This window comes from Pseudochrobactrum sp. AO18b (assembly GCF_000409565.1).
In the GTDB taxonomy this organism is placed as follows: Bacteria; Pseudomonadota; Alphaproteobacteria; order Rhizobiales; family Rhizobiaceae; genus Pseudochrobactrum; species Pseudochrobactrum saccharolyticum.
This window is the reverse complement of sequence record NZ_ANNO01000155.1, coordinates 1-12,233: the sequence shown is the minus strand read 5'-3', so window position 1 is coordinate 12,233 and position 12,233 is coordinate 1. Positions and strand designations below refer to the sequence as shown.

Here is a 12,233-nt window from a genome sequence, read left to right as displayed (position 1 = left end):
AAACCCCGCTGCCCGAGCCGACACGGCATCTGGTTGATGCCGTGCCGAAACTGGCTTTTGAGGCTTTACGGCTTTAATGCCTGATAAAGCGCCGTGTAGCGCTGATAGGCTGCCTCATAAGCCGCATGAAGTTTTTGATCCGGCTCAATGGTTTTGATAATCTGCGGGCTGGTGCAAATAGCCAGAGCATCGGCCTTTTCCGCCACAATCAATCCAAGACGTGCAGCCCCGAAAGCCGCGCCGAAATCACCGTCGGCAGGCAAGTGAACCGGCATATTCAGTGCGGTTGCCAGTGCTTTCAGCCAATAGACCGAGCGTGAGCCGCCGCCGATAGCCATGACACTTTCAAGCTGTGTACCGGCTTTTGCCAGAGCTTCCAGATTGTCGCGGAAGGCGAAAGCCACGCCTTCAAGCACGGCTTGAGTGAGTGCCACACGATTGTCGCTATGGCTTAGCCCTGTGAAACTACCGCGGATCAGGCTGTCATTATGCGGGGTGCGCTCGCCGGAAAGATAAGGCAGGAAGGTCACTCCTGATGGAGCCTGCAAATCATCGCCGAGCTCTTGCGTCAGCGCTGCAGCTTCATGGCCGGTGATGGTGCTGTACCAGTTCAGGGCATCGGTTGCGGAGAGGATAACGCCCATCTGGTGCCATGTCTGCGGCAGAGCATGGCAGAAGGCATGAACGGCACTATCAGGACGCGGCAGAAAACTGTCATTGGCGGCAAATAACACACCGGATGTGCCGAGCGAGGCAAAGGCCTGTCCGGCTTTCACTGTGCCGATACCACAGGCGGAGGCCGCATTATCTCCGGCACCACCAGCAACTGCTACATTTGGTGCCATGCCCCATTGCTGGTACAGCTCTGCGCGCAATGTGCCGGAAATGTCTGTGCCTTCGACAAGGCGCGGCATCTGGCTTTCATCAAGTTCTGTTGCTGCCAGCAGGTCAGTTGACCATTTGCGTTGTGCCACATCCAGCCATGATGTGCCGGAGGCATCGGACATTTCGCTGACATGTTCGCCGGTCAGCCACAGACGCAGATAATCTTTCGGCAGCAGGATCTTTTTAATGCGGGCGAAAATCTCCGGTTCATTGTCCTTCACCCAAAGCAATTTAGGCGCGGTAAAACCCGGAAAGACAATATTGCCGGTCAAGGCGCGGAATTGCGGATCAGTATCTAGTTGCGCAGCTTGGGCATGGCTGCGTGTATCATTCCAGAGAATGGCGGGGCGCAACACTTGATCCTGCTCATCCAGCAGAACCGCGCCATGCATCTGACCGGAAAGGCCGATACCACGCACATTCGAAAGCGCAGTGCCATGTTCCGCTTTTAGCCGGGTGATTGCTGCTTCTGCGGCTTTTATCCAGTCTTGCGGCTGTTGTTCTGACCAGCTTTGATGCGGGCGGGAGACATGGAGCTCTGCATGGGCAGAAGCGATAATTTTCTGCTCTTCATCAATCAGCAGTGCTTTGAGGCCGGACGTGCCGAGGTCAAGACCGAGATAAAATGCCATGCTGCTGATCCTGTGGCTGGAATTATGAACAGGCCGCAGCTAACGACAGAAACTTAATGCAGGCAATAGTTTTTATTCTTCATTGAGCGACATGCTTTCAATAGAAAATTCCATGCGATCAGCCGCAAAGCGTGTTGCTGAATATTCCACCGGCACGCCATTGGTATCGACATTGACCGACTGTGCGGTGAGCACAATCGCCCCCGGTGTGAGCTTCAGGTGCAGCAGATCCTGTCCGTTGGCGTGCTGTGCGGAAATCAGTGTGGATTTGCGGAAATAATCCTCAACGCCCGATTGCTTCAGTGCTTTTGTGACTGAGCCGCTGGCCTTGTAAAATTCATCAAATTGCGGAAAACGCTGTTGGTCGAACCAGCTATCGGACATGGAAACCGGCTGACCATCAGCAATGGACAGGGTTTCAAAATAATGCACCTGCACATTCTCATCACTGAGTTGCAAAGCATGGGCGACTTCGGCGGAGGGCTTTTCAATCCTGTGCGACAGGATGATCCGCTCCTGCTGTGTGATCTGTTCGGCCAGACTGGTTGACATGCGCGTGCGCTTGCTGATGGGATAGGTCAGGCGTTTGGCATTGGCGATAAATGTGCCACGCCCTTGCTCTGCCCGTAACACGCCTTCCTGTGTCAAAGCCGCAATCGCACTGCGCACCGTATGGCGGTTGACACCGAAACGAGCGGCCAGTGTCATTTCCGGCGGCAGTTTCTCGCCGCGCTTGAAATGTCCGTGTTTAATTTCCCTGCGAATTTCATCGGCAATCTGTCGCCAGACGGCCACACCGCTGTTTCGGGCGATTTTTGTTGTCTCTGCCATTTAATTTGCCGCAGCCCCGCTGATTGTCATGCGCTTGTCACTAAGAGCGTTTAAGACAATAATTAATGTCTAGTTGTATAGATAAATAGACAATTTAGAGCGATGTGTCAAATGAAGAATGAAACCGAGAATTTACCCGAAAAGCTGCAAGGCGAACGGCGCAAGGTTGCCGCTTTGCTGGCAAAGGCGGAATTGAAGGAGCTGGCTTCCTTCTGGAGTAATCAGGCAGAACAGCCACAGGTTGATGTGCTGCGCGGCCCTGAAACCGGACTGGTGATGGTGCGCGGCCGTATCGGCGGTGGCGGAGCACCGTTCAATCTGGGCGAAACGACAGTGACCCGTGCGACTGTGCGTGTGTCGTCCGGTACTTCCTCGGAAGGGCTGGTTGGTCACTCCTATGCGCTGGGACGCGATCATGAAAAAGCGCGTCTGGCAGCGATTGCCGATGCTTTGTGGCAGGCGCCGCAGAGCCGTGAGGCTGTTGAGCGTGATCTGTTGCAGAAAATTGCGCAGCGTCTTGATGTTCGTAGCACACAGCGTCGCCGTGAAGCCGCGGCAACGAAAGTGGACTTCTTCACCATGGTTCGGGGAGACGACTAATGGCTTTTGATAATCAGGCTTTTGAAGGTGGTTTCACTAACGCCGTTTATGATGCGCAGACCTGTTTCCGCGCATTGATGGATGCGCTGGCCAATCCGGGCACCATCCAGCCGTTGACAGCAGAAACGCAGCCGCCATTGCCGCTGACACCGGAACTCGGTGCCATTGCGCAGGCATTGTTCGACCATGATACCAAGGTTTGGCTCGACAGTCATTTGGCTGCAAGCAGCGCTGTGCGTGAATGGCTCGCATTCCAGACTGGTCTGGAGCTGGTGTCTGAAGTTGGTGAAGCGCATTTCGCGCTGGTCAGTGACGTTGCCCACATGCCGCCGCTGGATATTTTTGCCAAAGGCACATCAGAATATCCGGATCGCTCAGCCACTATCGTTATGGCGATCGAGGGCTTTGCAGGTGCGCAGACTTTGCAGCTTCAGGGGCCTGGCATTGAGCATGTCCGTGAATTTGCACCAAGTGCTTTACCGGTACGTTTCAATGAACAATGGGCGGCCAATACGGCCTTGTTCCCGCGTGGTGTGGATCTGGTTTTTGCAGCGCCAAAAACTGTTGCCGCACTGCCGCGCAGTACCAAACTCGTACCGACGCTGCTTCGCAGCTCATCACTCAAAAATGGCGGAAATTGAACCATGTATGTTGCAGTTAAAGGCGGTGAAGCCGCTATTCAGAATGCACATCAGTTGCTGGGTGACCGCCGCCGTGGTGACCGCTCAGTTCCGGCTTTGCAGCTGGAGCAGATCGTGGAGCAGCTGGGTCTGGCCGTTGATCGTGCTATGGCCGAGGGTGCGCTTTATGACCGTGAACTGGCAGCGCTGGCAATCCGCCAATCGCGCGGTGATCTGATCGAGGCGATTTTTCTGGTGCGTGCCTATCGCACAACTTTACCGCGCTTCGGTTATTCCGAGCCGCTGGACACAGCGCAGATGCTGGCAGAGCGCCGCATTTCTGCAACCTTTAAAGATCTGCCGGGCGGCCAGCTTCTGGGGCCGACCTTCGATTACACCCACCGCCTGCTGGATCCTGAAATGGCCGGTGATCATCCGGTGGCACAAGGTGTGCAGCGTGATGATGAAGTTGTTAATGAAGCTATGCCGCGCGTGACTGATATTCTCGGTGCCAATGGCATGATTGAGCCGGATGGTGAAATGCCGGAAGGCCATGTTCCGGGTGATCTGACCCGCGAACCGTGGACATTCCCGATGGAACGCGATCTGCGTTTGCAGGCTTTGGCACGCGGTGACGAGGGTTTCCTGCTGGCGCTGGGCTATTCCACACAGCGCGGTTATGGCCGCACGCATCCGTTTGTCGGTGAAATCCGCATCGGTGAAGTTGAGGTTGAGCTGGATGTGCCGGAACTCGGCGGTCTGGTATCGCTGGGCAGCATACAGGTCACCGAATGTCAGATGGTCAACCAGTTTGCCGGTTCCGCAACCCGTCCGCCGCAATTCACCCGTGGTTATGGTCTGGTTTTCGGTCAGAGCGAACGCAAGGCTATGTCGATGTCGCTCTGTGACCGTGCGCTGCGTACCGCAGAATTTGAAGAAGATATTACCGCGCCGGCACAGGATGAGGAATTTGTGATTTCCCACTCCGACAATGTGCAGTCGACCGGTTTTGTCGAGCATCTCAAACTGCCGCATTATGTGGATTTTCAGGCTGAGCTTGATCTGATCCGCCGTATGCGTGCCGAATATGCCAGCCACAATGCTGCCAATGATGCCCAGAAAGAAGCACAGAAGGAAGCCGCAGAATGAGCGTTCTGATGCAGTATAATTTTGCTTATCTTGATGAGCAGACCAAGCGGATGATCCGCCGCGCATTGCTTAAAGCCATTGCGGTGCCGGGTTATCAGGTGCCTTTTGCTAGCCGCGAAATGCCGATGCCTTATGGCTGGGGTACCGGTGGTGTGCAGGTGACCGCTGCGGTTTTGGGCGCTGACGATACGCTGAAAGTGATCGATCAGGGCGCGGATGATACCACCAATGCCGTGTCGATCCGTGCATTCTTCGAAAAGACCGCGCAAGTGAAAGTGACGACCCGCACGGAAGATGCAACCATCATCCAGACCCGTCACCGTATTCCGGAAGCACCGCTCAAAGAAGGCCAGATCCTTGTCTATCAGGTGCCGATCCCTGAGCCGCTGCGCTTTTTGGAGCCACGCGAGACAGAGACCCGCAAAATGCATGCGCTGGAAGAATACGGCCTGATGCATGTCAAACTCTATGAGGATATTGCCCGCCACGGCCATATCGCCACGACCTATGCCTATCCGGTGAAAGTCGAAGACCGTTATGTGATGGATCCTTCACCGACGCCGAAATTCGACAATCCAAAAATGCATATGTCACCGGCTTTGCAGCTGTTTGGTGCAGGACGTGAGAAACGTATTTACGCTCTGCCGCCTTATACCAAAGTGGTGAGCCTCGATTTCGAAGATCATCCGTTTGAGGTGCAGAAATTTGCTCAGCCTTGCGCCATGTGCGGTGCCAAGGGCGTCTATCTTGACGAAGTGGTGCTGGATGACAAGGGCGGCAGCATGTTTGTCTGCTCCGACACTGATTATTGCGAAACCCGACAGGCCGATGGTCACGTTGGCCATCTCTCTGCTGCAAGTCTGGAGGCAGCCCAATGAGCGATATAAATCATGATACGCCTTTGCTGCGTGTAAACGGACTGTCGAAATTCTATGGCAATCGCCTTGGTTGCAGCAATGTGTCCTTTGAGCTGTATCCGGGTGAAGTGCTGGCCATCGTTGGCGAGAGCGGCTCCGGTAAGACGACACTGCTTAACTGTCTTGCCACACGCTTGCAGCCTTCTGTCGGCGCTGTGGAATACCGGATGCGTGACGGCCAGTTCCGTGATCTGTACCGGATGAGTGAAGCTGAGCGTCGTTTTCTGATGCGCACCGATTGGGGCTTTGTTCACCAGAACCCTTCTGATGGTTTGCGTATGACTGTTTCGGCCGGCGCCAATGTCGGCGAGCGTCTGATGGCTGTCGGTGACCGCCATTATGGTAAAATCCGTGAAACTGCGACCGACTGGCTTGGTCGTGTGGAAATCTCTGCCGACCGTATTGATGACCAGCCGCGTGCATTCTCCGGGGGTATGCGTCAGCGTTTGCAGATCGCCCGCAATCTGGTGACTGCACCGCGTCTGATTTTCATGGATGAGCCGACCGGTGGTCTGGACGTATCCGTGCAGGCACGTTTGCTCGATCTGTTGCGCGGTCTGGTGGCCGATCTTGGTCTGGCTGCGATTGTTGTGACCCACGATCTGGCTGTGGCGCGTCTGTTGTCGCACCGCATGATGGTGATGAAAGACGGTCATATTATCGAAGCCGGTCTGACCGACCGCGTGCTGGATGATCCGCAGGCGCCTTATACGCAGCTGCTCGTTTCCTCGATTTTGCAGGTTTAATCATGACTATGCCCCTTATTGTTTCGGAAGTGGCAAAGAGCTTCACCATGCATTTGCAGGGCGGCATTAAATTGCCGGTGGTGAATAATGTTTTCTTTGCACTGAAAGCCGGTGAATGTGCTGTGCTTGGCGGCCCGTCCGGTGCCGGTAAAAGCTCTATCCTGAAAATGGTCTATGGCAATTACGCCGTGGACGAAGGCCAGATCATTCTGCGCCATCACGGCAAGCAGATTGATATTGCCTCGGCTGATCCGCGCACGGTTATGGCTGTACGCCGCGATACGATTGGTTATGTCAGCCAGTTTCTGCGCACTGTGCCGCGTGTCAGCGCACTGAATGTGGTGGCCGATCCGTTGTTTGCCCGTGGTGTTGATCGCGAGCAGGCGCAGGATAAAGCGCGTGAATTGCTGGCCATGCTCAACCTGCCGCCGCGTCTGTGGGATCTGCCGCCAGCTACGTTCTCCGGTGGTGAGCAGCAGCGTGTGAATATTGCCCGTGGGTTCATCACCGACCATCCGGTGTTGTTGCTTGATGAACCAACTGCCTCGCTTGATGCCAAAAACCGTGAAGTTGTTATGGAATTGATCCGTCGCAAAAAAACAGAAGGCGTGGCGATGCTCGGCATTTTCCATGATGAAGATGTGCGTGAAGCCGTGGCTGACCGTATCATCGACGTGACCGAGTTTGCTCCGGGTTATGTGCGTCAGGGAGCAGATGCATGACCAGATTGTCAGAACAGCCGTTTATCCATCCGGATACGGAAATTTCCGACAGCACATTCGGTCGCTATACGGAAATTGGTACCCGTTGTCGTATTTCTGAAACGGAAATGGGTGACTATTCCTATATTGAGCGCGATGGCATGGTCTGGTGCGCCAAGATCGGTAAGTTTGCGAATATTGCAGCCTCGGTGCGTATCAATGCCACCAATCACCCGATGTGGCGCGCAACGCTGCATCACTTCACCTATCGCGCCAATGATTACTGGCCGGATGCCGAGCAGGAAGCGGACTTCTTTGAATGGCGTCGCGCTCATGAAGTGACCATTGGTCATGATACATGGCTGGGACATGGCGTGACCGTTCTGCCTGGTGTTAAAATCGGCAATGGTGCGGTCATCGGTTCCGGTGCGGTCGTTTCCAAAGATGTGGCGCCTTATACGATTGTTGGCGGCGTGCCTGCCAAACTCATTCGTCAGCGTTTTTCCGATGCGATTGTTGAGCGTCTGGAAGCGCTCGCATGGTGGGACTGGGATCATCAGCGCCTGCGTGATGCACTGGATGATTTCCGCAAGCTTGAAATTGAAGCTTTTCTTGAAAAGCACGGCGGCTGATAGCCAAGCTGCTGAATCCAATAGCAGAACAGAGCCGCCGGAATTTCCGGCGGCTTTTTTGTCAAAAATCTGATTCAGAACTTTCATGGAAGTGTAATCTAACTTACATTTTCATTTCATATCACGCGCCTAATTTCGCAGGGAAATTGATAGAGGGCGCTGATGCTGAAGCTTGAAAATGTAACCCGTCGTTTTGGCGGCAATACTGCGGTTGCAGATGTTAATCTGGAAATTCCGCAGGGCCAGATGGTGGGGATCATTGGCGCATCCGGTGCCGGTAAATCCACTTTGTTGCGAATGATTAATCGTCTGATTGATACGTCTGACGGTTCGATTGTTTTCAAAGATCAGGACGTGTCGCGTCTGCGCGGTTCTGAGCTGCGCCGCTGGCGCAGTGATTGCGCAATGATTTTCCAGCAGTTCAATCTGGTGCCACGTCTTGATGTGCTGACCAATGTGCTGCTTGGCCGTCTTAATCAGCGTTCTACTGTGAAAAGTCTGATGGGCATTTTTTCCCGCGAGGAACGTGCGCAGGCCATCGCCAATATTGAGCGTTTGGACATTGTCAAAACCGCCTTGCAGCCAGCCGGAACATTGTCCGGTGGTCAGCAGCAGCGCGTGGCGATTGCCCGTGCGCTGATGCAGAGCCCGAAAGTTATCCTCGCCGATGAGCCGATTGCCTCGCTGGACCCGCGCAATGCGCAGGTGGTGATGAGCGCCCTGCGCGATATTAATCAGCGCGAAGGCCTGACAGTTATCACTAATCTTCATACGCTGGATACAGCACGCACCTATTGCGACCGGATTATCGGTATGCAGGGCGGACGCGTTGTATTCGACGGAACGCCTGCTGATCTGACACAGGCCGCAGCCCGCCGCATTTATGGTGCCGAAGCTGATGATGAAAGCTTCTCGGAAGCGGTGACATCCACAGCTCTGGAACAGCCTGCACCGGAAGCACCGGTCAGCCCGCAAGTGGCACGACAGGTCGCAAAGCTCGTTGCAGACGCACAGTAACACTTCATCTGAGCAGTTTCGGACGGAAAACCGGCATCCACTTTTCCTGAAACTGCTTCAACCAAAAACGATCATTGTTTAACAGGAGAATGGTTCATGACCTTCAAGAAGCTTTTGCTCGGCGCCGTTGCGCTGTCCGCAGTGGCAACCGCAACCGCAGCGCAGGCAGATAAGCCTGAAGTGTTCCGCGTTGGTATTATCGGCGGCGAAAACGAAGCTGACCGTCTGCGCAATTACCAGTGCATTATTGACCAGCTGCCAAAGGCAATCGGTGTTAAGGAAGTTAAACTGTTTCCTGCTGCCGACTATGACGGCGTTATTCAGGGTCTGCTCGGCGGCACACTGGATTATGCAGAGCTTGGCGCTTCCGGCTATGCCAAAATCTATCTGACCAAAGAAGATGCTGTTGAGCCGATCCTGACCACAGAACAGACAGACGGTTCGACCGGTTATTATTCGATCATGGTTGCCCGCAAAGACAGCGGCATCAAGACTGTTGCCGATATGAAAGGCAAGAAGCTTGGTTTTGCTGATCCGGATTCAACTTCCGGCTACCTCATTCCGGTAACTTCGCTACCAAAAGATCTCGATGGCGCGACGGTTAAAGATTATTTCAGCGAAACCGGTTTCGGCGGCGGCCATGAAAATCTGGTTCTGGCTGTAAAAGACGGCAAGTTTGATGCGGGTACAACTTTCGGTTCCGGCGTTGGCAGCTTCGATGAAGGTTACACATCCGGTAACCTGCGCAAGATGGTCGACAAAGGCCTGATCGATATGAAAGACTTCACAGAAGTCTGGAAATCCCCGCTGATCCCGAACGGCCCGATTGTTATCCGCACAGCGATTGACGCTGATCTGAAAGCCAAGTTCAAAACCTACATGATGGATTTGCCAAAGACCGATCCTGAGTGTTTTGCTTCCACAATGGGCGGCGATTTCAAGTCCTATATCGAAGTGAACAAAGATTTCTACCAGCCGGTTATCGACGCACGTAAGTCGCAGATCGGTCAGTAAGATTAAGTTGCGGCCAGTGTCAAAGAATGATGCTGGCCGCATTTTTGTATCCTTTTTAGAGCGTGTTGCGTTTGGTCTCTATTCACTGCGCTCGCTCTAACTCTTTGTTTTGTCGCATTATCGCGGGCGTCAAATGAAGTCATTTGACTGCGAAATGCTCTAGGCGGGCCCGATGACCCATACTGTTTCTAAGCCATCCCTGTCCGGTGAAGCCGCTTTGGTCGAGCAGCACTGGCGGGAGCTGTCCTCCCGACGTCGTACCTATACGCTGCTGATTATCGGTGGTTTGTTTCTGGCGCTTTCCGCATCTTTGTGGTTCGCCAATGAAAGCAATGCCGGTAAATTCTGGGAGCGTCTGCCGCATTTCTTCGACTTCGTCGGTGATATGGCGCCGCGTGACGGCTGGGAAGTCTGGCGGGCCTTGTTTGATCTGCCGTCACCTTATTTCGACGGTAGCCAGAAATATGATTATGAGGCAGGCCGCGTCTATCTGTTCGGCAGCAGTTTTTATATTCCTGAATATTTCTACAAGATGCTGGAGACGCTCAATATTGCCATGATGGCAACTTTGATCGGCTTTTTCTTTGGTTTCATACTGTGCTTCCTTGCGGCTAAAAACCTGACAACCAGCCGTGCGCTGCGTTTCTTTGTGCGCCGCTACATGGAAATTCTGCGTGCTTTTCCTGAAATTGTGATTGCCGGTTTCTTTGCCGCCATTCTCTCGCTGGGGCCAATTCCTGCGATTTTCGCGGTTGGTATCCATACGATCGGCGCGCTGGGTAAGCTGTTTTTCGAAGTGGTTGAGAATGCCGATATGAAGGCGGAAGAAGGTCTGCGTGCAGTCGGTGCCAACTGGTTTGAGCGCGTCGGCTTCGGCATTGTGCCGCAAGTCATGCCAAATTTCATGTCCTACGCCTTCCTGCGTTTCGAGATCAATGTCCGTGCATCCACCATTATCGGTGCGGTTGGCGGCGGTGGTATCGGTGAGGCATTGCGCCTGTCGATCGGCCATGGCCATCAGGCAAAAACACTGGCGATTGTGTTTCTGCTGCTCGTTACAATCATTGCGGTGGATCAGACCTCTGCATGGCTGCGCGGCCGTCTTGTCGGCGCTCAGGCCTTTCAGTTCGGAGCGTAAAAAATGACAGCTTTGACTTTAAACGCCGCTCAGATTGCTGATTACGAAAACCGCTATCCGCAGGTCTTTCGCCGCCCGTTTTCCAAGCGCTATACATTGCCGCTGATGGGTTTGGGCATTGTGCTCTATATGGCCTATAGCTGGTGGTTTTTTGCCATTGGCACAGTGCTGTCGGAAGGCCAGTGGGATCGTGCCGGAATTACTGCCCGTCAGTGGTATTCCTATGAAGTGCGCCCGACTATTCGCCTAAACACTGGTTTGAATGGTGATGAGGCAAAAGTAACCTATCCGCGTTTCTCGGTACTGGGTAAAAATCCTGATCCGGAATGGATCGAACAGCTCAATGGCCGTACCAGTGTGATTTTTGGTAGTTCGGAAGCGCTGCATCTCAGTGGCAATACTGTTGTCGTGGAGCATGGCGGCGAAGTGCTGAATGTGCGTATTGATGCTGATGCTGCCCGACCTGTTGATGATAAGCCGCTGCCGTCATGGGCATTGCTAAAAAATGATGAAGTGCAGGTGGATTTCGGTTTCTCCGGTGAAGCCCGTATCATGCCGGAGCGTATCACCGTTAATCGCCGTTTCTTCGGCTGGCCGAACTTTGTATTCGATACCAATTCGCCATTCTGGGGCAAATCAGCTGGTGAGGTTGCCTCGCTGATCGTCTCCGGTGAGCGTATCAAACCGGAAATGTCCAATCTGTCGCTGGCTTTTGACAATATCTGGAATAATGCTGAATGGCAGCATGGCGATGTCTGGATCAAGATGTTGCAGACGATTGTCATGGCTTTTGTCGGTACGCTGTTTGCCGGTATGCTCGCGCTGCCGCTGGCCTTCATCGCCGCGCGTAATATTACGCCGAACTTCTTCGCCAATCAGATTACCAAGCGCCTGTTCGACTTCCTGCGCTCCGTCGATATGTTTATCTGGGCATTGTTTTTCACCCGTGCTTTCGGACCGGGGCCGCTGGCTGGTATTTCGGCGATCTTCTTCACCGATACCGGTACGCTGGGTAAACTCTATTCAGAAACGCTGGAAAATATCGATGATAAACAGCGTGAAGGTGTGAAATCGGTTGGTGCATCACCGGCAAATGTGCAGCGCTACGGTGTTATTCCGCAGGTGATGCCGGTCTTCCTCAGTCAGATGCTGTATTTCTGGGAGTCCAATACCCGTTCGGCAACGATTATCGGTGCTGTTGGTGCCGGCGGTATCGGTCTGAAACTTTGGGAAGCCATGCGCACCAATTCCAATTGGGCAAATGTTGCCTATATGGTGATCCTCATTCTGATCGTGGTGTTTGTATTTGATGCCATTTCCAATGCGCTGCGCTCACGTTTGACCGGTGATC

13 protein-coding genes are annotated in these 12,233 nt (G+C 53.7%); 11 read left to right on the top strand and 2 right to left on the bottom strand.

Features of this window, described 5'->3' with window-relative positions; translation table 11 throughout:
* Positions 1 to 65: 65 nt before the first annotated feature.
* Both xylB and phnF read right to left on the bottom strand, forming a co-directional pair.
* Positions 66 to 1,517: a xylulokinase gene (gene xylB / locus A918_RS0106570; protein WP_022710291.1), complete on the bottom strand. Its 1,452-nt coding sequence runs from the start codon at positions 1,515 to 1,517 to the stop codon at positions 66 to 68.
* A 72-nt stretch (positions 1,518 to 1,589) separates the two neighbouring features.
* Positions 1,590 to 2,348 carry a phosphonate metabolism transcriptional regulator PhnF gene (gene phnF / locus A918_RS0106565; protein WP_022710290.1) on the bottom strand — a complete coding sequence of 253 codons (759 nt, stop codon included), beginning with the start codon at positions 2,346 to 2,348 and terminating at the stop codon, positions 1,590 to 1,592.
* Positions 2,349 to 2,459: 111 nt separating this feature from the next.
* Here phnF and phnG point away from each other — a divergent pair, with 111 nt between their 5' ends.
* The 11 genes from phnG to phnE (A918_RS0106510) all read left to right on the top strand — a co-directional run.
* Complete coding sequence (gene phnG, locus A918_RS0106560; RefSeq protein ID WP_022710289.1) at positions 2,460 to 2,948, top strand: phosphonate C-P lyase system protein PhnG; 489 nt, start codon at positions 2,460 to 2,462, stop codon at positions 2,946 to 2,948.
* The gene (gene phnH, locus A918_RS19680; protein WP_022710288.1) at positions 2,948 to 3,589 is read left to right on the top strand and encodes a phosphonate C-P lyase system protein PhnH; all 642 of its coding nucleotides are present in this window, start codon (positions 2,948 to 2,950) and stop codon (positions 3,587 to 3,589) included. The genes phnG and phnH overlap by 1 nt, the downstream gene beginning before the upstream one ends.
* 3 nt (positions 3,590 to 3,592) lie before the next feature.
* The gene (locus tag A918_RS0106550; RefSeq protein WP_022710287.1) at positions 3,593 to 4,717 is read left to right on the top strand and encodes a carbon-phosphorus lyase complex subunit PhnI; all 1,125 of its coding nucleotides are present in this window, start codon (positions 3,593 to 3,595) and stop codon (positions 4,715 to 4,717) included.
* Entirely contained in the window at positions 4,714 to 5,595 is an 882-nt protein-coding gene (locus A918_RS0106545; RefSeq protein ID WP_022710286.1) for an alpha-D-ribose 1-methylphosphonate 5-phosphate C-P-lyase PhnJ, read from the top strand. Before A918_RS0106550 ends, A918_RS0106545 begins: the two co-directional genes overlap by 4 nt.
* A complete protein-coding gene (phnK, locus tag A918_RS0106540) occupies positions 5,592 to 6,380 on the top strand; it encodes a phosphonate C-P lyase system protein PhnK (protein WP_022710285.1) in 789 nt (262 codons plus the stop codon). Before A918_RS0106545 ends, phnK begins: the two co-directional genes overlap by 4 nt.
* A gap of 2 nt (positions 6,381 to 6,382) precedes the next feature.
* Positions 6,383 to 7,102, top strand: a complete 720-nt coding sequence (gene phnL, locus A918_RS0106535) for a phosphonate C-P lyase system protein PhnL (protein ID WP_022710284.1) — start codon at positions 6,383 to 6,385, stop codon at positions 7,100 to 7,102.
* Positions 7,099 to 7,713, top strand: coding sequence for a DapH/DapD/GlmU-related protein (locus A918_RS0106530; protein WP_022710283.1), 615 nt, complete (start codon positions 7,099 to 7,101; stop codon positions 7,711 to 7,713). Before phnL ends, A918_RS0106530 begins: the two co-directional genes overlap by 4 nt.
* A gap of 162 nt (positions 7,714 to 7,875) precedes the next feature.
* Positions 7,876 to 8,730, top strand: a complete 855-nt coding sequence (phnC, locus tag A918_RS0106525) for a phosphonate ABC transporter ATP-binding protein (protein ID WP_022710282.1) — start codon at positions 7,876 to 7,878, stop codon at positions 8,728 to 8,730.
* 96 nt (positions 8,731 to 8,826) lie between these two features.
* Positions 8,827 to 9,744 (top strand): phosphonate ABC transporter substrate-binding protein, encoded by a 918-nt coding sequence (gene phnD / locus A918_RS0106520; protein ID WP_022710281.1) that lies wholly within the window; start codon positions 8,827 to 8,829, stop codon positions 9,742 to 9,744.
* Positions 9,745 to 9,916: 172 nt separating this feature from the next.
* Positions 9,917 to 10,882, top strand: coding sequence for a phosphonate ABC transporter, permease protein PhnE (gene phnE / locus A918_RS0106515; RefSeq protein WP_022710280.1), 966 nt, complete (start codon positions 9,917 to 9,919; stop codon positions 10,880 to 10,882).
* Between the two features lie 3 nt (positions 10,883 to 10,885).
* Positions 10,886 to 12,233 (top strand): phosphonate ABC transporter, permease protein PhnE (phnE, locus tag A918_RS0106510; protein ID WP_022710279.1); only part of this gene is annotated, 1,348 nt, incomplete at its 3' end.